The sequence below is a fragment of the Algoriphagus kandeliae genome, assembly GCF_004571135.1.
In the GTDB taxonomy this organism is placed as follows: domain Bacteria; phylum Bacteroidota; class Bacteroidia; order Cytophagales; family Cyclobacteriaceae; genus Algoriphagus; species Algoriphagus kandeliae.
On record NZ_SPSB01000003.1, the window covers coordinates 604,409 to 627,761 of the forward strand.

Genomic DNA, 23,353 nt, shown 5'->3' on the forward strand with positions numbered 1-23,353 from the left:
AATCATGGCAAAAGCAATACAAATCAATCACATCGCCTTAGTGGTAAGCAATTTGGAAGAGGCTTGTGAGTTTTATGAAAAGGAATTGGGGATGGAACCAATCCCTGCATTTTTATTTGACTATCCGACCGCTTTCTTCAAGATCAATGAAGACCAACAACTACACCTGACCGAATGGGATGATGTATATTCTTTCCGGGGACACATGTGTCTGCAAGTAGATGATATCAATGCCATCTATTGGCGAATGAAGGAACTGGGAGTAATTGACGTCAATCCTTGGGGCTATGTACGACAATTACCCGATGGACCGATTCAGATGTTTGTTCGGGATCCATCTGGAAATCTGCTTGAGCTTTCCTCTGCTCCAGATGCGAAAATTGACCCTAGGATATTTGAAGACGAACTGTTCAAGCCTGGGATTTATGTTTCCGGTAGAAATGATTTCCGAGGCTACAAGTCCAAAGATGCCACCCTTTACCATAAGAATAAATGAAGCAAAAGATTTTGCTTTTGGAGACCTTGGCAGAGGAAGCCATGGAAATACTCCTTGCGGCTAATTCCTATGAGGTGATTTTCGCCTTTAATGAGGAAGTCTTGCAAGCAGCCATTGAAGAAGGAAATATCCAAGCCATCATCACCCGAGGAAAAGGTCAGGTCCGAGCCAATTTGATGGACCAAATCCCCAGTCTTCAACTAATTGCGCGAGCTGGAGTTGGCTTGGATAATATCGATGTTGATGAGGCTTCCAAACGGAAAATAAAAGTCGTCAATGCGCCCAATAGCAATGCCAATACTATTGCTGAACATACCATAAGCCTTATTCTCAATCTACAGCGAAACATGTATACCGCATTTTCCATGGTCAAGGAAGGACGCTGGAAAGATCGAGGAAATTATGTAGGCGATGAGGTTCATGGCAAAACGCTTGGAATTTTGGGAATGGGAAACATCGGAAAAAAGGTCGCTAAAATTGCCGAGGCATTGGGAGTGAAAGTTTGTTATTGGAGTGCTTTTAAGGAAGATGTACCCTACCCTATACTTTCCCTTCAGGAAGTATTGAATAATTCAGATATTATCAGTCTCCACCTTCCTCTCACTTCAGAAACTGAAAATTTGATCAATTCAGAAGCATTGGCACAAATGAAAAAAGGCGCACTTCTGATTAATACTGCAAGAGGAAAAATCATAGATCAAAAAGCTTTAAATGAAGCTTTGGAATCAGGGAAATTAGGAGGTTTTGCGGCTGATGTTTTGGCGGTAGAACCGCCAGAAGCGGATGAGCCTTTGATCAAACATCCAAATACATTAATTACTGCGCATGTTGGAAGCTTGACAAAAACCACCTACACTCAAATGTGTACCATGACGGTTGAGAATACGCTGGCTATTTTGAATCGAAAGGAATCATCCCCCAATTGCATTTTCAATCGAAAAGCTTTGGGAATTTAATTTTCAAGAATTAATCAACCCCTAGAAAAACACCATTATTTAAATTTGCCATGCGTTTTATTTTAATGCTTTGTTGCCTTTCAATTCTTTTTGCTTGCACCCAAAAGCAGGAGAAAAAGGAAGAAATAGAAAAGGAAACTTCCTTTACCACTCCATTGGGTAAAACCTACGAAATCCCCCAACCCTCTGAAAAGAGTATAGCCCAATATAATGAAGCAAAGGCAACTTACCTAGCCAATCCGGAAGATGTGGAAGCCTTGATTTGGTATGGTCGAAGGGCAGCTTATTTGGGTCAATACCAAGAAGCAATTTCTATCTATAGCAAAGGAATAGAAAAATTCCCTCAAGACCCCCGACTCTATCGACATAGAGGCCATCGCTATATCTCCATTCGAGAATATGATCAAGCGATCGCAGATTTAGAAAAGGCTGCCGAGTTGATTCAAGGAACAACCAATGAAATAGAACCGGATGGCATGCCCAATGCCTTGAATATTCCTGTGAGTACCCTTCATGGGAATATTTACTACCATTTAGGCTTAGCCTACTACCTCAAGCAGAATTACCAAAAAGCCTTTGAGGCTTATCTGAAATGTCGAGAAAGCGGTAGTAATTACGATAATATTGTATCCAGCACGCATTGGCTGTATATGATTCAGCAAAGGATGGGAAATCCCGAAAAAGCAGATTCCCTTTTGGCACCGATTCACAAAGACTCAACTGTGATTGAAAACCAAAGCTATGCCGACCTTTGCCGACTTTACAAAGGTTGGATTCCTGTAGATTCACTGATTCAAACTGGCCCAGGTAACCCTTCCAATGATGCTATCCGCTATGGCGTTGCGAATTGGTATTTATATCATGGAGACACGGCTCAAGCCAGATTACTTATGGAGGAATTGTTGGATAGCCAAGCATTCTCTTCCTTTGGCTATTTGGCAGCCGAAAGTGACTGGATTCAGTTTTTTGAGAAATGAAATCCGTAACAGTTATCGGGTCAGGGATTATTGGACTAACCTCTGCAATTGCCCTTCAAGAGCAAGGTTTTCAAGTTCGCATTGTTGCCAAAGAGCGATTTGATAAGACCCTTTCCAATAAAGTAGGGGCAGTTTGGTTTCCCTATGCCATTGAACCTTTAAAGAAGTCTAGTCTATGGGCCGCCCAATCTTTTGACCGATATAAAAAAGAAGCTGGAATTGCTCCCGGTATTTCTTTTGTTCCTTTTCTTAATGCCTATGTAGATGAAAGCAAAGAAGATTGGGTCGATCAATTACCGCCGGGAACTGTCAGAAAAGCAAGACCTGATGAATTACCCAATGGGATGGAAAAAGGGTTCATTGCAGATGTTCCCCTTGCCGAACCTCCACTTTATCTTCCTTATTTGTTCGAAAAGTTTTTAAGCTTGGGAGGAAGCTATGAGCAAAAAACGCTAGCAAGTATGGTTGAGGTTGCCGGCCTGGATTCATGGGTAATTAATTGTACGGGTCTTGGTGCAAGAGCATTATGTCAGGACGAAGATCTTCATCCTATGCGTGGACAGATCCTTCGGGCAGAAAAACTTACGGTTCCTTCTTTCGCTGATCCCACCAAAAAAGGAGCCCTCTCTTATATCATCAACCGAAGTCAGGATTCGGTCATTGGAGGTACAGACTATGATGATGACTGGAATGAATCTATTGATCCAAAAGACACTGATTTGATTTTAAGTCGACTTAAGACCTTTGGAATTAGAAAGAATCCTGAGATTCTGGAAGTGATTGTAGGGCTTAGGCCAAAACGCAGTGCCGTCAGATTCGAATTTGATCCCGATTTCCCGAATGTCTTTCATAATTATGGACATGGAGGAGCTGGATTTACTGTAGCTTGGGGATGTGCCTTAGAGCTTTCCGAAATTCTTTCTCAAAAGACCAGATAGACAAGTTCACAAAGGAACTTTTAGAGGAAGCTAAAACCTGTATCTAATATTGGGAAAACATAACAATTACTTTTATACTGGTTCTAGATGAGTTCAGATCAGGTCCTTTCAAAAAACAAAAAAATCCTGCCCATCATCCTGGCGACAGCCATTTTTATGTTGATGCTGGATTCTACCATTTTGAACACCTCACTGCCTGCCATTGCAGAAGACCTGAATGAATCCCCGCTCAATATGCAAAACGCCATCATCAGCTATGTCCTGACGGTAGCTTTATTGATGCCTATCAGCGGGTTTATGGCCGATCGCTTTGGCACCAAAAGGGTTTTTATTTCAGCCTTGACTCTTTTTGCACTTGGATCGCTTCTTTGTTCACTTTCCCAAAACCTCACTCATCTTGTTATATCCCGGGTGATTCAAGGAGTCGGCGGAAGTATGATGACACCTGTGGGAAGGCTCACATTGATCAAAACCTTCCCAAAAAATGAGCTGGTTCGGGCCATGAATTATGCAATTGTCCCTGCATTGATTGGGCCAATATTAGGACCTTTGGTTGGTGGCTATATGGTAGACTATGTCTCTTGGCATTGGATCTTTTTGATCAATTTACCCATCGCTTTGATAGGAATTATCCTGAGCATTATTTACCTCCCAGACTATCACTCCCATTCTTCAGGTTTTGATATAAAAGGCTTTTTGATTTTTGCGGCAGCAACTTTTATACTATCTGTTTCCTTGGAACTTTTGGGGAACTCCGTTCAAACTACCCCGCTTTTATTGGGTTTGTTTTTCGGGTTTTTACTCCTTTATTTTTACTATCGCCATGCAAAAAAGCAAGTTGAACCCATTTTTCCTTTGGATCTTTTTCAGGTTAGAACTTTTCGTGTGGGAATAATTGGGAATCTAGCCACGCGCTTGGGGATAAGTTCTGTCCCTTTGCTTTTGCCCCTTATGGTACAGATTGGTTATGGAAAATCTGCTGTCATTTCTGGTTGGATTGTGGCACCTATGGCCTTGACTGCCATGATCGGCAAGTCCGCAGTTCTGAAAATTCTAAAAAGCCTAGGTTATCGGACTACCCTGATTTTTAACACCCTGATCATCGGACTTTTAATTTCTTCCTTTGCCATCCCAGGACTGGAAAGCTCTATCTATTGGCATATTCCTATTATTGCCATTCTTGGCTTTTTCAATTCCATTCAATTCACCTCTATGAATACTATTGCCATTGCTGACCTGCGACCTTATCACACAAGCAGCGGCAACTCCCTTCTCTCCGTCAATCAACAATTGGCCATAGGCTTTGGAGTCGCCTTTGGCTTGATTATCCTGAAGCTTTTCGAAGGAGATGAAAAGTTAATCCAAGGTGAAATCCATCAGGCATTTCGCTATACTTTTTTGGTCATAGGAATTCTAACCATGCTTTCAGCCTTGGTTTTTAGAAGATTACATTTCAGGGATGGTGATAACCTAAAGGCTCAAAATTAGTCCCAAGCCCCATCTTATTCAATAAGGGTAAAAACCATCTGTCTGAATTTCCAGCCTGTCTCATCTCCATTTCCAGAGCCGGAGGTCTGTTTGAAAATCAATCCTATGATATTTTCTTGGGGATCTGCGAAATACTGGGTATTGAAATAACCACCCCAATCAAAAGTACCTTCACTACCTATTCCACCTGTGGCAACACCTTGTTCTGTAACTAAGCCAAAAGCCAACCCATATTTTTTATCTCCCTGCATCAAGTCTCCTACCTGATTTTTCATCATGGTTTCGATTGTCTGAGAACTTAGAATTCGCTTACCATTCAACTCCCCTCCATTCAAGTACATTTGGAGAAATTTGGCGTAATCGGCTGTCGTACTTGACAATCCTGCTCCTCCGGAGAAGAAACGCTTAGCACCTTTTCTAGGATAATCCGGATCATAAAAAGTAACTGGATATGCCTGCCAATTACCCTCTCTAAAGGTATAAACAGTCACTAATCGAGGAGCTTGTGCCGCTGAAAGATAAAAGCGCGTATCATTCATCTCCAAAGGATCAAAAATTCGTTCTTTCAAAAATTCATCAAAAGATTGCCCACTAATCACCTCAATGAAATAACCTAAAACATCTAGTCCTTCAGAATAGGTGAATTTGGCGCCCGGATCGTGATGAAGCGGAAGTTTTGCAAGCCTCATGACACTCTCTTTGATGGAGATCTCTTCAGTCGTAAACAAATCAACCACTCCGGCTTTGTGATAAATCATCTTCATCCGCTCATCTCCATCAATCACCCCATATCCTATTCCGGAGGTATGCGTCAACAGTTGCCGAATCGTAATTTCTTGACTTGCTGGCCTAGTCGTATAGGTAGTGTCTCCATAACGAAATCCCGTTAAAACCTGCGGGTTTTTGAACTCGGGAATGTATTTGGAAATGGGATCATCCAAACGGAATTTTCCCTCTTCCCAAAGAATCATAACGGCCGTCGACGTAATTGCTTTTGTCTGAGATGCAATTCGGAAAATATGATCCTTTTTCATGGAGGATTTTGAAGCAACATCCGCAAATCCTTTGGCTTCATGATAAACCACTTTTCCGTCCTTTAATACCATGGCAACCAAACCCGGAACCTGCTGTTTGGCGATTGCATCTTCAAGCATCTCATCCAATTTTTGGACACGTTCTTGAATGATTCCATCGACAGTTTGTGAAAAGGCAGATACCGAGAAAAGTCCTGCCAATAGGAGTAAATAGATTCTTTTCATAGAATTAAGATTTCCTTCAAATTATTGATTTTTAAAGGAAATAGCTATCACAAAAAAGAGAAAGCTACTTCAAGCTTACAATTATCCTTTTGGCAACGGTCTCAGAAGCAGATTGATTTCCTAATTTTTCAAGGATCTCATTATAGCCTTCAAGTATTTCACCCTTATGAACGGGATTTGTAAAAATTGCTTGAAGTTCTTTTTCAATTTTTGCAGGTGAAAAATCTTGTTGAATCAATTCTTTTACCACTTGTTTACCAGCAATCAAATTCACCAAAGAAATAAAAGGAACCCGAATTACCCGCTTCCCTATCTGATACGAAATTGGAGAAGTTCGATATACCACGACTTGGGGAACCCGGAAAAGGGCTGTTTCTAAAGTAGCTGTACCCGATGTGACGACGGCCACAGTTGCATGAGATAAGAGATCGTAGGTTTGATTAAAAATCACTTTAATTCCAGCCTTTTCAGCAGGAGCATAAAGACTCTTATCCAGGCTATCCACGCCGGCAACGACCCATTGTCCTAAAGGGAATTTGGGGACCAACTCAACCATGGTTTGGAGCATGGCTTTAACTTCCTGTTTCCTACTTCCCGGTAATAAGGCAATGATTGGAGCGTAGCTTAGCTCATTTTTTTGGAAGAAAAAATCGTGAGGCTTGAATTTTCGGATTTCATCTAACAATGGATTGCCAACATATTCTACATCCATATCGAACTTCTGAAAAAAATCAGGTTCAAAAGGAAGAATACTGTAAATCTTATTAGTGAAGGCCTTGAGCTTCAATGCGCGCTTTTGGTTCCAAGCCCAAACTTTTGGAGGAATGTAATAATGTACGGGGATTCCATTTTCGGTAGCAAATGCTGCAATTTTCATATTAAATCCCCCGTAATCGACCAAAATCAAAGCATCCGGCTTATAATCCAAAATATCTTCCTTAACCAAACGGAGATATTTCAACACTTTCTGAAATCCCAAAATCACCTCCAAAAACCCCATTAAAGCGACCTCAGCATAATCAACAGCCAAATCTACTCCTGCCTCCCTAGAATAGCTCCCACCCATTCCTCGGAATTGGATTTCAGGCGAAAGCTTCCTTACAGCAGCAACCAAATTTGATGCATGCAAATCACCTGATCGTTCACCGGATATGATGTAAAGTTTATTTTTATTTACCACAGAGGACACAGAGGATAAACTAGTTTTTCAATCTTATTAAACCATTGACAAGCTTTAGGACATTGAAATTCATTAATAAACCAATTTTATAACCACTCAATTTGAGGTAAGTAATCAATTGAGCTTTATGAATTTCTTTTAACTTTTTTACGCTTTTTAATTCTAATACAACTTGATCCTCAACTACCAAATCTAAACGATAACCACATTCTAGATACAAACCATCAAAATAAACAGGTAATGGCTTTTCTTTTTCAACTTTTAACCCTGTGGTTATAAGCCGATGATACAAACAGTTTTGATAGGTACTTTCGAGTAAACCTGGACCTAAACTTCGATGTACATAAATAGCTTCACCGATTATTTTTTCAGTAATATCAAAATCACCCATTTAGGAAATTAACCTATTTCACTAAAAATCTAAAATTAAATAAGGGACGGAAATAAAATTCTATAAAAAAATCTCTTTTTCCTCTGTGGTAAGTTAAAAAATTTACTCCCCGAAATACTCCACAAAATTCCTCGGGGTTTCATAAAGTGTCAATTTATGCAAACCGCCATTTGGGGTAATTTCCTTGATTGCTGGCTCCAGAATTTTCCAAAACTCCATAATCAGAATCTCGCAGGAGGCCATTTTTCCTTGCATAAAATCAACATCTAAGTTGAGATTTTTATGGTCAACTTTATCAATAATCAATTTTTTGATCAGGGTACTTAACTCCTTTAAGTCTACCACAAAACCTGTATCGGGGTCAGGAATCCCTTTGACAGTTACAATCAACTCAAAGTTGTGCCCATGCCAGTTCACATTGGCGCATGGTCCAAAAACCTCAAAGTTTTTTTCATCGGACCAATTTGGATTCCAAAGCTTATGGGCGGCATTGAAATGCTCTTTTCGGCAAACGTAGATCATCGGCACTAGAAATTCGGTGCAAAGGTAGACAAAAGATCAGAGATTGAAAATTAAGCCAAAATACAAAAGCCCTGATAAATATCAGGGCTTAGGTGTTGATTAAGAGATGCTTTTAAGCCTCATTCAGTTTTTGGAAAAACAACACTAAATGATCTTCTCGAGAAAGATCCAATTTATTGTCCTTTACAATCTTTTTTGCCAAATCGGCATCTTTTTCATTCAGGGACTTAATGATATTGTTCGTCTTAGCTCGTACAGATTCTACTTTATTGTTTGAATCAATCAAAAAGAATCGCTCTTCAAAAACGAATAATTTCCCAGGGGTTGGAGCATAACTGTTTTTAGGGGGAGTAACCAAGTCCGAATAAAATTTTCGAACAAGAGAATACTTTTCACCTTCTGCGATTACATTGACCAAATCATCAGCTTTCACTCCATCGATCATATCAAAGCCCTTTTTGAATAATAATCTAGTAAGAAGCCCTTGCTCTGTATTGTTTGCAATTACTATGGAAGGACGCTCAAGCATCGCATATTCTACATAGGCCTTATTCAGGTAAATCTTATTTCCTGCCTCATTGATTACTTCAAGCTCATTCTCATAAATATTGAATTTATAAGCCACGTTTTCTTTCAAGCCAGCATTAGAAAGGGAAATATCAGCCCGTGACCAATCCTCAAAAAGATAAGGGGATCCATCGACTCCGGAATATCCGGAAAGTCTAGCGGGAGCTCCATTCATATCGATGTTTGAAAGCTGTGCATAGCTTAATTGAGCTAAAAAAAGAAAGGCTACGATAAATAATTTTCTCATTGTTTAATTACTTTTTTGTGTAGTGTTAATTGGTTGGTATTAATTTTCAGTATATAAATTCCTCTTGTAGCAGGTAAGTTCATTTCTACCTCAATCTCATCTGTATTTTTACTGATATCAGCGCTTCTATATACCCGACCTGCCATATCCACGATGGATAGTGAAATTAGACCTCGATATTCATTTGAAATCATAACCTTGATTTGATCCTCGGATGGAATCGGTCCTACAAAAATCCCAAATCTAGACAACTCCTGCTCTTGATTAGGAATAGCAGAAATCACTACAGGATCTGAAACTCGATTACAGCTCGCGTTGAAGATGGCAACTTGATAGGATCCATCCGCATCGGCTTGAATAGAACGAGTAGTAGCTCCAGGAATTGCTTCTCCATTTAAGTACCATTGATAAGCATCTCCAGGCTGCTGAGAAGTGAGGGAATTTCCATTAGCCACAATCACAGGCTTTACGAGTTCATTGATTCCAATTTCAACAGTCTGCTCAAAAAGCGTTGATCCTGATTCATTAGCAATTGTCAACTTCACCATGTAGGTACCTGGGGAATCGAAAACGAAGAATGGATTTTCAAGGCTAGAGTTTCCTCTTCCGTCAAAATCCCAAGAATAAGAAGATATAGCTCCCTCGCTGAGATTTTCAAAGGTTACAGCTGCTCCTTCACACGGATAAAGCACTCGGAAATTAGCAAAAAGGACATCATCACAATTTTGAGCCAACCATCCATTTGAATTCGAAATAACTGCTTCCGTACCCAAATTGACAATTGCTTGCCCTTCTAAATCCACGTTTTCTATCGAAAGATTTTCAAAGCAGTACTTTCTATAAATATTATGTACAATCTCGCCTTTATTGGTAGCTCGGATTTTAGCACTTAGTGATGCAGTAGCTGAAGATGAAATGTTATTTTGAACTACCAGCTGTCCATTTGGCCCCAAATCCAATTCAGAGGAAGGCCCCATAGAAAGCTCTTGAATAGTCGCAGTTTCCCGATCCAAAAAGACTTTGGAGTTCTCGATATTCAAGTGTTCAAAACCCTCACTTAGTAAGGTCAAATTACCGGAAGTCACATGAAGCTCCTCAATTGGCTCGGAAGAAAGAACATTGAATAGACCGCTTTCTCCTTTAAAGGTGGCGGTGATTGCGGCCTTCAAACTAGCGTTTGGTTCGACAATAAGGTCATCTTCAAAATTCAAGTAGGAAAAACCTCCATCTAATGAACCTGAACCAACCATTTCAAGCGATTTCAATTGTAAAGCAAGCATTTCAGCTTTCACATGAGCCCCATCAATCCTTACATTACCTAAGACCTCTGCATCTATCAATCTCCAATTACCTGAATTAAAATTCAAATTCACATTATCAAAGGTGGTCTGCCCGAATTCGACTAGGTGGGAATTTTCATCGGAGTTTTCAAAAACCAATGTACCATTCTTGATTTCGGTAATTTGGTTGCTTACTCGGAAACCATTGCTCACCCTGACTTCATTGCCCTTGAGGTCAAAGGAAACAGTTTGATCTCCAAAAAGATTAATACTGAAAGCATTTGCTGCAGAAGGAAAACTAACAGTAGCTGCCCCGCCTTCTCTTCCTTCAAAGACTACTCTACTACCGGCACTTGGAATTTTACCCGCAGGACTACCTCCAGAAGTTGATGACCAGTTATTTCCGTCATTCCAGTCTCCATTTGCTCCCCCTATCCAGTACAATGTTTCATCAGCACCATCTACTGTACCACCTGTGAAAACAAAGGCATATTGTTGTACACCGAATTGAAGATTATTCTTATGGTTAATTCGGACTGTGTAAAGCTTAGGCTCAGGATTATCAATTAAAACCTGCTCCACATTATCTCGGAAATTATCCGAAGTCCGCTGAGCTCTAGCTCCAGCACGTTGAGTTGGATCTAAAGTCCAAGGGAAATATTCTTTTCCATCTTCGTCAAAAATTCGAAGATCCAAATCGTTCACCAACATCAAATTGGTGGGGTTATTTGCTTGTCCTGGAGGGGTTCCTGCAGGATCTGTCCAAGCGATTGTGGCTCGAATTGGAGTTACTCCGTCGGATACAAACTTAAACTCATGGAACTCTCCCTCTCCCAAAATATCTTCCCGGATGAATTGAGAGCTTCCGTCTTCATTTAGGATGATTTTTGCAGCTGCATTGACATCGAGCAAACCCCAACCATACATATAGTCAGGACCAGGAGAAGGACCGGCTTCTTTTGCAGTATGTATTGCCAAAGCTTTCAATGCAGAGGACAGCATGAAACGTCCAGAATTTCGCTCAGAGTAAAGTTGCTGAAGCAAGAACATAGAACCTGTCGCATTAGGCGCGGCCATGGACGTACCACTTTGGCTGGCATAGCTATCAGCTCCCTGTGGTCCAATAGAAGCACTAAAAACATTGACTCCCATCGCCACTAAATCGGGCTTAATTCTTCCATCATCTACAGGTCCCCATGAAGAAAAGCCACTCATTTTAACATCTTCAGGTCCTTTATAGTCCAAAACCTGCTCTACAGCACCTATTGCAAAGTTATTTTTCGCAACCCCTTCCGGACCAATCGTATCATCTGGACCATCTGGATCACGAGTACCATCCCCCACATCATCCCGATCATTTCCAGCCGACCAAACAACGCTGTAATAGGGTTTTGAATAGAGCAATTCGTCAATAGCCTGACTCTTTGTACTGTAAAAACCAAATCTCCAATCTTTATCCGGATCAACGGTAGCATTCCCAAACCAAGTCCAGCTTCCACCATTATTCCTCCACCCAAGAACAATCCCATAGGAATGGTTCGAAATTAGGATGCCATTAGTTTTACTTTCTGGATCATAGGCATTGGCATTCATTTTAGAAATATCAGCCTCCCAATTGAAAGACCAACCCGTAGCCTCGTAAGCCATACCTCTAGCAGAAGGATTTACCCCTCCTCCTAATACTGTTCCGCTGACATGAGTTGCGTGTGTACTCAAATCTTCTGAAGATCCATCTATCTGAGTAAGCCTACCCTGAAATTCCACATGGTCTGGTTTAGGTCTGGTTTGGTCAAAAATCCCAACAGTCAAACCCTTTCCGGTCAAATTTAATCCTAATTCACCCTCAGGCTGAAGCGTGACGGCACCTGTGGTAATAGCAGCATTTTTGTTATGAGGGGCATAAAAGACAGGGCTACCTGACTCATCTAAAAATTGAATTTTTGATACAAAACCGTCCCCTAAATCCAAATCCCCATTTGCATTCAGATAATCGAATTTTTGTAAAATATCCGTGTTAGGAATATACCTTAACTTTTCTAGTGTTTTTTGAAGATTGGATTGAACTTCCTCTCTTGCTTTCTTTAGTAAATCTTGTTTTTCTTGAGACTCTTGAGCATTTAATTGTACTCCAAGAAGTGCCAATAAAAGAATTCCAATTAGGGTAAATTTTCTCCTCATACTACTCAAACTACCGCTCTAGTCTTAGGGTTTATATTTATTGAAATTTTTGTCTAAAAATAAACTACAGATTGAGAAAATGCCTATTATTTTTTCTCATCGGTAGCCATAAAACAAAAAAGGAGGGAAATCCCTCCTTTTTTGAGTTAAAATATGTGAATTAGTTTTTCACCAAGGTGGTAGTACCATTGATCCCATTATTTGGATCACTCCAGTACAATACCAAGGTATTAGTAGCTGGATCAAAAGATCCTTCAAAAGGTTCAACGGAAGGTGCAGAGATATTGAATTGTCTTTGACCACCTCTCAAGAAAGTCAATACATTACAATTATCTCCATAGATTGCTTCTTGCGTAGTACTGAATCCAAAGGCAGCATACAATCCTGCAGAAATATCAGATACCACATATTCACCTACAGCACCGTCTACTGGAGTAACAGATACTTCAGCTGTAAAGGTACCGAAACGAGACTGGCTGGTAGCAGTCCAAGTGTCAGAGGCAGTAGAGATATTGGATTCACAAATCACATTGATATTGATATCCAAATCTCCGTAATTATCTGAAACTTCAGCACCAGTAGCAGCTTCCATCACCAATTTCAAAACTGGAGACTCAGAAGGGTCAATATTTCCAGTAAGTACATTAACGGGGAAAGTTGCTACAAACTGACCAGCAGGGATTGTTACAGAAGCACCAGTAAAGTCTACGTGTACTCCTTGAACTGCAGTTGAAGCAGGGTCTACACCAATAGATACAGTAATTTCTCTAGAAGCATCAGTAGATACTCGGTTTACCTGAATATCAACAACATCAACTTGGTCAGCCGTTCTTCTAACTTGAGTAACCGAGAATCCATTTGGCAGGTTACCATCTTGAAATTCAACCTCATTTCCTTCAAAGAAGACATCTCTCCCTGGATCATCGAAGCAGGAAGTTATTGCCATCATGGCAAATACAACTGCTAAATAGCTATATATCTTTTTCATGATTTGTTCTATTTATTAATTATAACCAGGGTTTTGCTCCAACTGATCGTTCAACAACAATTGGTCAGTAGGAAGCGGAGGTAGGATACGATAATCAGTATAAGGAATATCCTCAAATCGTCCAGCCTTAGGAATAGCCATTCCATTTCGCTTCAAGTCAAACCATCTGTGACCTTCCAAAGCAAACTCCAATCTACGCTCTAGCATGATTGCATCGAAAAGTGCAGTTCCAGAAGCAGAAATAGGGAATTCCTCAAGACCACGGTTAGCACGTAAAGCATTCACGTCAGCTCTTGCACCTGCTTCATCACCTGTTCTATAACGAGCCTCAGCTCTGATTAAATACAATTCAGCAGCACGGATGATAGGAAGATTTTCCAAGAAGTCACCTTTATGGCCCAACCACTTAGCAGAACGGTAAACAGTTCCATCTGCTCCAGAACGAGTAGTTTCAACCCAAGCATCTCTTCTTACATCATTTTCATCATAAGAATCAATCAAATCATCTGTAGCAGTTGCGATAAACTGAGCACTCGCAAATACGTTAGCAGTCAAAGAGCAAACAGAGTTGTTTACACCGTCTACAGTAGACCAGTCGTTAGAACGGATCTCAATCTCAAATAGAGATTCTGGGTTTGGAGCTGTAGAGAATCCAGCAATATAATTGTCTGGAGTAGCCAAACCAGTTCCATCATCGGCAAGACCGAAAGATGCCATTGCAGCAGTTGCTGTAGCAGCAGCTTCTGCAAACTTGGAATCATAAAGATATACTCTAGCTAGTAGCGCCTGAGCAGAACCTCGGCTTGCTCTATAAACACCAGTAGTACCCATACTTGCATTAGGCAAAAGGTTGATTGCAGCTTGCAAATCAGAGATGATTTGATCATACACCTGACGGTTAGTAGCTCTAGCACGGAAATCCGCATCAGAGAAACCAAGTGTAGGAGTAGTTCTCAAAATCACAGCTTTATCCCAGCCGTTCACTTCTTTACCTGGCTCGTATCCGTAGATTTTAGCCATGTCGAAGTACATCATAGCTCTCAAGAACAACGCTTCACCTTTAACTCGCTGTCTTTGGGTAGCATCACCAGGAATAGCTTCTTCATCATCAATCTGAGACAAAACGATGTTAGTCGTGTTGATTCCAGACCAGAATCCAGTATTCCAAATGCCCATGTGGGCACGGTCGGTATTCTGCTCCTGACCAATATATCGGCCGGTATTTGCAATGATTCTTAGATTATCAGCCATAATCTCTGGTGCAATAATCAATTGCTGACCATAGCGGTTGAAATCTCTAAGAGTACCATATGCGGTCAAACCAAGAGCCTCAATTCCATCAACATCTGCAAAAGCTGTTTCAGGAGTCAAACTCTGCCTTGGTTGAGTTTCCAAATCTGTACAAGATGCTGCCAAAATAGCACCACCCAATACCAATGTTTTTACTATATGTTTCATTTCTATTTTCTGATTAGAAGGTTAGCGTTACACCTGCAGAGATTTGTCTTCCGTTAGGGAATCGTCCGATAGAAACGTTTTCAGCAATACCAACTACTTCTGGATCTTGTCCAGTGTACTTAGTGAATGTTGCTAAGTTCATTCCCTGAACGAACGCGCTCAAACCTTGCATACCGATTTTCTGAGCTGCAGAAGATGGAAGTACATAGTTCAATGTTACCTGCTTCAAACGTACATATCCACCATCGCTCAAGAATCGAGTAGAGAAGGTATCGATATTAGAAGTACCTGGTGCTTGACCACCTTCGTAAGGACGACCTACTGTAGTGATATCTCCAGGCTGTCTCCAGTACTCCAACTGGTTAGTTCTTAGGTTACCAGTAGATGCACCCCAGTCTTCTAGGTTGAACATATCTTGGTTACCTGCTAGATTACCAAATTGACCTTGGAAGAATACTTCCAAAGAAAGAGGTCCGTAAGAGAAGGTATTAGCCAAACCACCGTAGCTTCCAGGGAAGCCGCTACCTCTGTAAGCAAGAGTAGATTCACCAACGATGTAAGTATAACCACCATTTCCATCATCGTACATTGCACGACCATTAGCAGGGTTAACTCCCAAGTATTGATGAGTATACCAGAATGAAATTGGCTTACCTACGATTAAGGAGTTACCGATTCTATCCAAGTCATCATACAGTTCCATCAACTCATTCTCCAAGAATGTGATATTGAAAGCAGTGCTCCACTGGAATTTGCCTGCAACCACGTTAACAGTCTGCAAATCGAAGTCAATACCTTGGTTTCTTACTTTACCTGTATTTCTGGTGATAGAACCGAATCCAGAGTCAGTAGGAAGTGGCGTATTGAACAATAGAGCTTCAGAATCTCTTCTCCAGAAGTCAACTGTACCGATGATTCGACCATTGAAGATTGTCCAGTCCAAACCAATGTTAGCAGTTACTGATTCTTCCCAAGTCAACAAGTCGTTACCCAACTGGGAAAGACCCAAAGTACCATTTCCAAGATACTGACCAGTGTTTCCAACCAATGTTCTGGAAGCAAAGTTAGCGATATTGGAGTTACCAGTAATACCGAATGAAGCTCTCAATCTCAAGTTGTCAAGCCAAGTAAGGCCTTCCATGAAGCTTTCGGAAGAAATTCTCCATCCTACAGAAGCTGCACCGAAAGTACCCCATCTGTTTTTCTCACCGAATCGAGAGTGACCATCACGACGGATTGTGAAATCCGCGGTATATCTGTCATCATAATCATATTTTACTTGACCGAAGAAACCAGCTCTCTTAAACTCTGTGAAGAAACCACCTACTGCAAATGGAGTTGCAGCGTTTTGCAGATATCTCAAAGTTGGGTTAGCAAAACCTCGACCAGTAGCAGTAGTTTCCTCATTTTGGAAACCTTTGTATTCATAACCTACCAAACCAGAAACAGTGTGAACGTCATTGAATTTCTTGTTGAAGTTCAAGTTGTGGTTGGTGTTGAAGTTATTTCTTCTTTCGTCAGCATAGAAGGACTGACCTCCATAAGAAGAGAATACCGGAATAGTAGAAGGACGGTTGTTCTCGTCTCTGTTATCGGCGAAGTCAATACCGAAGTAAGAAGTCCAAGACAACCAAGGTGTAATTTGATAGTTCAATTGCAAGTTAGACACAGTCTGAACAGTAGTACCTTGTCTCAATTCTTCATAAACACCTTGAACGATGTTGTAACCGAAGTTGTGGTTAGAAGGATAATCAGCTTTGAAAGAACCATCCTCATTATAGATCGGTACATTAGGCCTCATGGTGAAACCAGCAGAGAAAGGACCGTTTACGAAGTTACCGTTAGCGATAGTACCGAAAGTACGCTGATACGCCAAGGAGAAGTTAGCTCCGATGGTCAATTTCTTATTTGGTCTGTGAGTTACATTCAAACGACCAGTAGCTCTTTCATATTTAGACTGAATAATTTGACCTTCTTGAGCTGTGTAAGAACCAGATAGATAGAAGTTAGTCTTATCATCACCTCCAGAAACAGACAAATCATAAATAGACAAACGTCCATTTCTATACAATTCATCTACCCAGTCGTAAGACTGCAAGTTTGGATCTTCAGGATCGCCATAAGTACTTGCTGCGTTAGCAGGATTCAAGCCAGCATTAAGGTATGCCTGTCTCTTGATACCAGCTAGTTGGCTAGCATTCATTACTTCGTACAAGTTCAATGGCTGAACGATACCTTCCTGAACGGAAACCTTTGTTTTGGTAGTTCCTTTGCTACCTTTCTTAGTCGTAATCAAAACTACACCGTTTGCAGCCTGAGCACCATAAATGGAAGCAGCTGCAGCATCTTTCAATACCTCGATAGACTCAATGTCATTAGGGTTGATAGATGCCAATGCGTTTTGAGGACCTTGACCAGAAAGAGAACCAGTACCGATCTGCACACCGTCAACGATGTAAAGAGGCTCGTTTCCAGCGTTGATCGAACCGACACCTCGGATTCGCACGTTCAAGGTACCACCTGGAGCACCAGTAGTAGAAGTTACTTGCACACCAGCAATTCGACCTTGCATCGCACGGTCAAATGACTGAACAGGTAGGTTTTCGAAAACCTCACCTTTTACGGATGCAATTGCACCAGTAATTTCTCTTTTTGACTGATCACCGTAAGAAGTAATCACAAACTCAGAGAGAGACTGAACATCAGGTTCCATCACAACATTGATGGTGGTCTGATTTCCAATCACTACCTCTTGCTGTCTCAAGCCTACGAAGCTGAAGACCAACACATTACTTCCGGCAGGAACAGAGATGGAATATTTACCATCCAAATCGGTAGCTGTACCGATTGTCGTTCCCTTCACCAGAACTGTAGCTCCTGGTACACCCAAGTTATCTTCCGAAGAAGTAACCGTACCAGTAATCACGCGATTCTGAGCGAACAACACTGCGCTGCTCAAGAAAAGCATGAGTCCTAGAAGTAAAACTTTCCTCATATTTGGTTTGATTATGGTTTAAAATAGACTCAATGATATTCTATATCTTCGAATACTCCAAAAGCAATACTTAGAAAAATCACAATTGTTTAAGTGCAACAGTTCCTTTTTTTGAAGCACTTAAGCTTTTAATCAAAAGATTATTTTGTTTCTTTAGATAAATGCTTCTTTTTCCAAAAAATATTCAGATTATCTAATTGTTAACAAAAGTTAATTCTAGTTGAGGATATTAAAAAATCTTTCAAAAAAGTGAATCCCATATCCATTTCAGACATTTATTTTTCAAAATTGATTTTTACCAAAATATTATATAAATACTAATTAAAAAGAGTTAATATTTATAAAGCATCCCATTTTATAAAAAAATAAATAGCTAAACGGATGAAAAATAATTATATAAGCGGTTGGCTGTTTTTATCAAAAAAGAGCAAAAATTCCAAAAACGAATTTTTTAAAGAATAGTGATTGTTATCCTTCTGTTCAAGGCTTGATTTCTAGCATTTGTGTTTGGCACCATAGGTTCTCGATCACCTTTGCCTTCCACCGCGGCACGGCCTTCATGCACTCCTTCCTTGATCAAAAAATCTCGCACACTTTCAGCACGCATCAAACTCAGCCTTTGATTGTATCCAGGATTTCCTACATTATCTGTGTGCCCGGTAATCATGATATTTACATTCGGATTTTCTTCCAAGAACTTTATGAGACGCCGCAAGGAACTCAATGATTCCGGCTTCAAATCATATTTATCAAAATCAAAAAATACATTTTCGAAGACAAATTCTTCACCCGAAGCAACCGGAGTTAGTGCGACCTCCATGTTCTTCACGTTCTGAATACTATCCCGCTGAACGTTGTAGATCTTTGGTAAGTACCCCTTCTTTTCTACATAAAGTCCTGAAATGGAATTTTCAGGATAAAGCATCATAAATTCCCCCGTTTTGCCATCGGCTCTGAACTCATAGAGCGTACTGTCATTAGTCAAAGAAACCAAGGACAAAGTCGCGTCAATGGGTTCTCCTGTTTTGGAATTGAAAACTTTCCCTCCTGTTACAGTTAAATTATCTCCTAAGTATATATCCTGCGGGAAATTGAAACGATATAACAAAGCCCGATCATTTTCCTTCTGCTGGGTAGTGAGCTCCGTAAAATAAGCATAGTCTTTTTGAGCAGTAATGAATAGCGCAACCTGGTCCAGCTGATCATTAATAGGCAATCCGAGATTTTCAGGTTTTGAAAATTCACCATTTTTGACTCGAGAGAGAAAAATATCCATACCCCCGAATCCCTGATGGCCATTGGAAGCGAAAAAGAGAATTTCATTGTTGAAAAACATAAAAGGTGAAATCTCATCTTTTTGCGTATTCACCACACTTCCAAGATTTTTAGCCTCAGACCAGCTTCCATCCTCTTTTCTTACTGAATACCAAATATCATTTCCTCCAAATCCCCCTTTTCTATTCGATGAGAAAAACAAAACTCTACCATCTGCAGAAAGCGAAGGCTGTGAATCCCATTCTCGGGAATTCACATTTTTACCCATATTCTGCGGGCGTTGCCATTTATTATTGACTTTGTAGGCCACATACAAATCACAACTTCCCTGAGAGTCCGGCGCATCACAAGAAGTATAAATTAAAATATTTCCATCGGCTGTTACCGAACAAGTTCCTTCATTATAAGGCGAATTAATCGTCTCCGCGATACTCGAAGGTTTAGTCCATTCCCCGCTTTCTGTCATAAAAGCAGTGTAAATATCCTCCTTGTCAAAATTCCCAATTCCATCTCGCTTGGTAAACAGAATTTGTTTTCCATCAGCTGTCAAAACAGGGAAATATTGAAGTTTAAATTCATTTAAGGGACTTTGGAGTCTTTCCTTGTCGATGGATAGCGCATTACCTAATTGACTATTTAGGAATTCCATTAATTCCTTCATGTCTTTGTAATACACACTCGTTTTGAAGGAATCCTCCAAAATCGGATCGATTTCCTGAAATTGATCGTAGGCTTCCCGAAACTCACCCCGTTTTAAAAAAATGTTGGTGTATACCCAGCCAATATCAGCGGCATGTTTGGGTTTTGCATTTTTTCCAGATAATCTTGCTTTACCCAAATCCGCTACTTCTTGAGCCTTATCCAAGTCACCTGTAGTAATATACAACTGGGACATTTTCACATAAGCTTCCAAAAAAGAACGCTCACGAGAAATAGCTGCTTGAAATTTTTCAATAGCCTCATCATACCGCCTTTCACGGATTAATTGCTCCCCTTCCTCATAGTAACGAATTGCCCTTCCATCGATGATGGAGTATTGCTGAGCAATCAGGCAATAGGAAGGAATTAGAAATAAAATGCAGAATAAAAGGCTGCGCATGAATTTATGGGATGTCCATAAATTTATGAGTTTGTAGGGATATTTTCCAAGCGGGACGCTTTTTGATGTATTCAATGATCTCCGAAGTGAAGCGATCTGCCTTACTCCACTCAGGCTGAAGTCTCAGTTCACAAGTCGGATTTACCTGTGCAGCATGCTCCTCTGCAAATTCAAAATCACTTGCATGGTAAATGACCACTTTCAGCTCGTTAGCTACCTGATAGATAGAGGGATGCGGTTTTTTAAATTTCTTTGGGGAAAAGCAAACCCAGTCAAATTCTCCTGAAAAAGGATGCGCTCCAGAAGTTTCAATATGAGTAGAAAACCCCTTTTCTTTCAAAAGCTGAGTCAGAGGAAATAAATTATATATCAAAGGTTCTCCTCCGGTAATTACTACTAGCCTACCGGGATATGCCAAGGCTCCTTCGACGATTTCATCTATAGAGATGACTGGCCATTTTGCCGCCTCCCAGGATTCTTTGACATCACACCAAACACATCCCACATCACATCCTCCTAGCCTTATGAAATAAGCTGGATGTCCAGTAAATCTTCCTTCTCCTTGTATAGTGTAAAAAGCCTCCATGACTGGAAGCTGCTGGCCTGTGGCCACAAGTTCTTGAGTCGTCATTGAAATTTTTGGTAAAGCGGGTGATCGAACCGCTGAATGAGGCGCAAAGGTAGGATGAAAGTTGGAAGGTTGCAAAGTAGAAAAGTTGGAAGGTTGAGTTGTCATACTTTGCAACTTTTCACCTTTCCACTTTACAACTCCTTCCGCATGACAACTCGATAATCCTCCACCCCTCCTTTTGGAATAACTTCCATGATTTTAAACCCTCTTTGAAGACCGAAGTTGATCATGGCTGGGAATCGGTTTCTGGTTTTGAAATAAATGAATCGAAAACCCTTTTCCTTTGCCCAATTTTCCTGGTATTCCGCTAGTACATTAGCAATCCCCTTTTTTCGATAAGCAGGTTTTACTCCACCCATCCAAGAATAAAAAGTCTCAGGATTATCACTTTGATAGCCAACTTTGAAACCCAACAACTCGCCGTCCCTTTCCGCCACCAAAGCAAGAAAAAGTCGATGCTTCAATCGTTCTCTATAAAAATCCAAAGAAGCCTTTCCGGGAAACTCCGGGATGCGTTCATGAATCCAGAGGAGCTCTTCGGGAGAAGCATGACGGATTTTAAACTGCATGTTTTTTTGTAATTACGATTTACGAATGACGATTTACGACGTCTTAAAGAACCTCAACCCTAATTTCACTTGGCAAAACTTCAGAATTTTAGGATTGAGGTTCAAAATAGTGTCGTAAATCAAAAATCGTAAATCGTAAATGAAGATCAATCTTTTTTAATCGTTGGATATGTCACTCCCAATTGCTCCAAGTAGGTATCGTACTTCGTTTCATCATAATAGAATTTCTCCAATTCAGGACGGAATTTCTTCATGATTTCAGAATTGAGATAGATTGGTGGCGCATCATCTTGAGTGATCATGGGCTTATACTGCTCTTCTTTGGTCTGCACATTATTGAAGTAATCCCACGCTTGATCCACTAATTCAGGCTGAAGCAAAAAGTCCAAAATGGTCATAGCTTCCACCTTTGCTCCAGCAGTAACACCCTTATGGGCTATCGGAGTCGCCATCGCAATTGCATTACTCCAATGGTGGCCAGGTAAGCCCGGAATATTGGAAGGAAAACGCAAAGTTACGGTAGGAACTACCCATGACACATCGCCAATATCATCTGAGCCTCCACTTCGAAGTTCTTCAACGGGCTTGCCCAATTCACTCAATTCGGTAGCAAGTCCCCTCTCCTCAGACCCCATTTCTTTTTGCACGGCTTTCGCCAAGGTCTGATCGTTTTCATCCCATTCAGGCAAACCTACCTTTTGAATGTTATCAAACATGGTCTCAGCAATCACCTTATTAAAGTGACGCGGCCATGCTGTACCTAAAATCTTATATGTCATTTCTGTATCGGTCATCAAAGCTGCTCCTTTTGCGATATTGGTCGCCTGCTGATACATTTCCATGATTCCGTCATATTTCACATCGCGGAAATAATACCAGATAGAAGCCTTGGAAGGAACTACATTTGGCTGATCGCCTCCATCGGTAATTACAGAGTGAGATCTTTTCAAAGGATGTAAATGCTCCCGCTTGTAATTCCAACCAATATTCATGAGTTCCACTGCATCAGCAGCACTTTTCCCTCTCCAAGGGGCGCCTGCTGCGTGAGCAGCATCTCCGGAGAAAGTATATTCTACCGAAATCAAACCGGTACCAGAAGCCTGTCCCCAGCTTACAGCCAAGTTATTTGCAACGTGGGTAAAAATACACAGATCGACTCCATCAAATAATCCGTCGCGGGTGTACCATGCTTTGGCAGCTACTAGTTCCTCTGCGATTCCCGGCCAGAGAATTAATGTTCCGCCAATATTTTCACGTTCCATGATTTGCTTCACTGCCAAAGCAGCTGTGATATTCAAAGGAATCCCGGAATTATGACCTTCCCCATGACCCGGAGCTCCTTCCACAATAGGTTTGTGATAAGCTACCCCCGGATATTGGGAAGCTTTTGGAATATCATCCACATCAGAGCCAAGAGCAATCACCGGACCTTCTCCGTTACTCCAAACTGCCCACCAAGCCGTGGGGATACCAGATATCCCCTTCTCGATGGTAAATCCATTTTCCTCAAGGACGCCCGTTAGATACTTAGAAGATTCTATTTCCTGAAACCCCAATTCGGCAAAACTGAATACTTTATCCACCATCACTTGGCTTTGCTTGTGATTTGCTTGGACGATTTCAGCTGCTTCGGCCTTCAGAGCTTCAATTTGTTTGGGGGAAAACTTTTTCTGTGCGTAGCCACCTATGCTGATTCCCAAAAGCAAGGCGAGACTTATTCCTGTAATTTTTTTCATACGATTGGTGGGTTGATTGCATGGAATTTACCAAAAAGCTGAAAACTAGTCTAAAAAAATTGATCAAAGGAAAAATCTGCTTGTTGGAGGTTTTGAAAGTTTGGCTACCAAAGCCGTCTTATT

General features: G+C 40.8%; 18 protein-coding genes. 5 read left to right on the top strand and 13 right to left on the bottom strand.

Going from position 1 to position 23,353, the window contains the following annotated elements:
• Positions 1-4 precede the first annotated feature (4 nt).
• The 5 genes from E4S40_RS11175 (at position 5) to E4S40_RS11195 (ending at position 4,855) form a co-directional block, all read left to right on the top strand.
• Positions 5-496, top strand: coding sequence for a VOC family protein (locus E4S40_RS11175; RefSeq protein WP_135074031.1), 492 nt, complete (start codon positions 5-7; stop codon positions 494-496).
• Positions 493-1,452 (top strand): 2-hydroxyacid dehydrogenase, encoded by a 960-nt coding sequence (locus E4S40_RS11180; protein ID WP_135074033.1) that lies wholly within the window; start codon positions 493-495, stop codon positions 1,450-1,452. The genes E4S40_RS11175 and E4S40_RS11180 overlap by 4 nt, the downstream gene beginning before the upstream one ends.
• Positions 1,453-1,502: 50 nt before the next feature.
• A complete protein-coding gene (locus E4S40_RS11185; RefSeq protein WP_135074035.1) occupies positions 1,503-2,429 on the top strand; it encodes a tetratricopeptide repeat protein in 927 nt (308 codons plus the stop codon).
• Positions 2,426-3,367 carry an FAD-dependent oxidoreductase gene (locus E4S40_RS11190; RefSeq protein WP_135074037.1) on the top strand — a complete coding sequence of 314 codons (942 nt, stop codon included), beginning with the start codon at positions 2,426-2,428 and terminating at the stop codon, positions 3,365-3,367. The genes E4S40_RS11185 and E4S40_RS11190 overlap by 4 nt, the downstream gene beginning before the upstream one ends.
• 87 nt (positions 3,368-3,454) lie before the next feature.
• Positions 3,455-4,855, top strand: a complete 1,401-nt coding sequence (locus tag E4S40_RS11195; RefSeq protein WP_135074039.1) for an MFS transporter — start codon at positions 3,455-3,457, stop codon at positions 4,853-4,855.
• 14 nt (positions 4,856-4,869) lie between these two features.
• On the opposite strand, the gene E4S40_RS11200 is transcribed toward E4S40_RS11195, so the two are convergent.
• The 13 genes from E4S40_RS11200 to E4S40_RS11260 form a co-directional block, all read right to left on the bottom strand.
• Positions 4,870-6,114: a serine hydrolase domain-containing protein gene (locus tag E4S40_RS11200; protein ID WP_135074041.1), complete on the bottom strand. Its 1,245-nt coding sequence runs from the start codon at positions 6,112-6,114 to the stop codon at positions 4,870-4,872.
• Between the two features lie 64 nt (positions 6,115-6,178).
• Positions 6,179-7,294: a lipid-A-disaccharide synthase gene (lpxB, locus tag E4S40_RS11205; RefSeq protein ID WP_135074483.1), complete on the bottom strand. Its 1,116-nt coding sequence runs from the start codon at positions 7,292-7,294 to the stop codon at positions 6,179-6,181.
• Positions 7,295-7,313: 19 nt separating this feature from the next.
• On the bottom strand, positions 7,314-7,685 hold the full coding sequence (locus E4S40_RS11210) for a GxxExxY protein (protein ID WP_135074043.1): 372 nt from the start codon (positions 7,683-7,685) through the stop codon (positions 7,314-7,316).
• A gap of 102 nt (positions 7,686-7,787) precedes the next feature.
• Positions 7,788-8,207: a 6-pyruvoyl trahydropterin synthase family protein gene (locus E4S40_RS11215; RefSeq protein WP_135074045.1), complete on the bottom strand. Its 420-nt coding sequence runs from the start codon at positions 8,205-8,207 to the stop codon at positions 7,788-7,790.
• 112 nt (positions 8,208-8,319) lie between these two features.
• Positions 8,320-9,021 (bottom strand): hypothetical protein, encoded by a 702-nt coding sequence (locus E4S40_RS11220; protein ID WP_135074047.1) that lies wholly within the window; start codon positions 9,019-9,021, stop codon positions 8,320-8,322.
• On the bottom strand, positions 9,018-12,479 hold the full coding sequence (locus E4S40_RS11225) for a S8 family serine peptidase (protein ID WP_135074049.1): 3,462 nt from the start codon (positions 12,477-12,479) through the stop codon (positions 9,018-9,020). Before E4S40_RS11225 ends, E4S40_RS11220 begins: the two co-directional genes overlap by 4 nt.
• Before the next feature lie 160 nt (positions 12,480-12,639).
• Positions 12,640-13,467 (bottom strand): hypothetical protein, encoded by an 828-nt coding sequence (locus E4S40_RS11230; RefSeq protein WP_135074051.1) that lies wholly within the window; start codon positions 13,465-13,467, stop codon positions 12,640-12,642.
• 15 nt (positions 13,468-13,482) lie between these two features.
• Positions 13,483-14,925, bottom strand: coding sequence for a RagB/SusD family nutrient uptake outer membrane protein (locus E4S40_RS11235; RefSeq protein WP_135074052.1), 1,443 nt, complete (start codon positions 14,923-14,925; stop codon positions 13,483-13,485).
• Positions 14,926-14,938: 13 nt separating this feature from the next.
• Positions 14,939-17,920, bottom strand: coding sequence for a SusC/RagA family TonB-linked outer membrane protein (locus E4S40_RS11240; RefSeq protein ID WP_135074054.1), 2,982 nt, complete (start codon positions 17,918-17,920; stop codon positions 14,939-14,941).
• 451 nt (positions 17,921-18,371) lie between these two features.
• The gene (locus E4S40_RS11245) at positions 18,372-20,294 is read right to left on the bottom strand and encodes an OmpA family protein (protein ID WP_135074056.1); all 1,923 of its coding nucleotides are present in this window, start codon (positions 20,292-20,294) and stop codon (positions 18,372-18,374) included.
• Between the two features lie 4 nt (positions 20,295-20,298).
• Positions 20,299-20,925, bottom strand: coding sequence for a 7-carboxy-7-deazaguanine synthase QueE (locus E4S40_RS11250; RefSeq protein ID WP_135074485.1), 627 nt, complete (start codon positions 20,923-20,925; stop codon positions 20,299-20,301).
• Between the two features lie 131 nt (positions 20,926-21,056).
• Positions 21,057-21,494 (bottom strand): GNAT family N-acetyltransferase, encoded by a 438-nt coding sequence (locus E4S40_RS11255; protein ID WP_135074058.1) that lies wholly within the window; start codon positions 21,492-21,494, stop codon positions 21,057-21,059.
• A 146-nt stretch (positions 21,495-21,640) separates the two neighbouring features.
• A complete protein-coding gene (locus tag E4S40_RS11260) occupies positions 21,641-23,230 on the bottom strand; it encodes a peptidase dimerization domain-containing protein (protein ID WP_135074060.1) in 1,590 nt (529 codons plus the stop codon).
• Between the last annotated feature and the right edge of the window lie 123 nt (positions 23,231-23,353).

Excerpts from the sequence above, each read along its gene's own strand:
- E4S40_RS11175 (WP_135074031.1), top strand. The coding sequence starts at position 5 with ATGGCAAAAGCAATACAAATCAATCACATCGCCTTAGTGGTAAGCAAT.
- E4S40_RS11180 (WP_135074033.1), top strand. The coding sequence starts at position 493 with ATGAAGCAAAAGATTTTGCTTTTGGAGACCTTGGCAGAGGAAGCCATG.
- E4S40_RS11185 (WP_135074035.1), top strand. The coding sequence starts at position 1,503 with ATGCGTTTTATTTTAATGCTTTGTTGCCTTTCAATTCTTTTTGCTTGC.
- E4S40_RS11190 (WP_135074037.1), top strand. The coding sequence starts at position 2,426 with ATGAAATCCGTAACAGTTATCGGGTCAGGGATTATTGGACTAACCTCT.
- E4S40_RS11195 (WP_135074039.1), top strand. The coding sequence starts at position 3,455 with ATGAGTTCAGATCAGGTCCTTTCAAAAAACAAAAAAATCCTGCCCATC.
- E4S40_RS11200 (WP_135074041.1), bottom strand. The coding sequence starts at position 6,114 with ATGAAAAGAATCTATTTACTCCTATTGGCAGGACTTTTCTCGGTATCT.
- E4S40_RS11210 (WP_135074043.1), bottom strand. The coding sequence starts at position 7,685 with ATGGGTGATTTTGATATTACTGAAAAAATAATCGGTGAAGCTATTTAT.
- E4S40_RS11215 (WP_135074045.1), bottom strand. The coding sequence starts at position 8,207 with ATGATCTACGTTTGCCGAAAAGAGCATTTCAATGCCGCCCATAAGCTT.
- E4S40_RS11220 (WP_135074047.1), bottom strand. The coding sequence starts at position 9,021 with ATGAGAAAATTATTTATCGTAGCCTTTCTTTTTTTAGCTCAATTAAGC.
- E4S40_RS11225 (WP_135074049.1), bottom strand. The coding sequence starts at position 12,479 with ATGAGGAGAAAATTTACCCTAATTGGAATTCTTTTATTGGCACTTCTT.
- E4S40_RS11230 (WP_135074051.1), bottom strand. The coding sequence starts at position 13,467 with ATGAAAAAGATATATAGCTATTTAGCAGTTGTATTTGCCATGATGGCA.
- E4S40_RS11235 (WP_135074052.1), bottom strand. The coding sequence starts at position 14,925 with ATGAAACATATAGTAAAAACATTGGTATTGGGTGGTGCTATTTTGGCA.
- E4S40_RS11240 (WP_135074054.1), bottom strand. The coding sequence starts at position 17,920 with ATGAGGAAAGTTTTACTTCTAGGACTCATGCTTTTCTTGAGCAGCGCA.
- E4S40_RS11245 (WP_135074056.1), bottom strand. The coding sequence starts at position 20,294 with ATGCGCAGCCTTTTATTCTGCATTTTATTTCTAATTCCTTCCTATTGC.
- E4S40_RS11250 (WP_135074485.1), bottom strand. The coding sequence starts at position 20,925 with ATGACGACTCAAGAACTTGTGGCCACAGGCCAGCAGCTTCCAGTCATG.
- E4S40_RS11255 (WP_135074058.1), bottom strand. The coding sequence starts at position 21,494 with ATGCAGTTTAAAATCCGTCATGCTTCTCCCGAAGAGCTCCTCTGGATT.
- E4S40_RS11260 (WP_135074060.1), bottom strand. The coding sequence starts at position 23,230 with ATGAAAAAAATTACAGGAATAAGTCTCGCCTTGCTTTTGGGAATCAGC.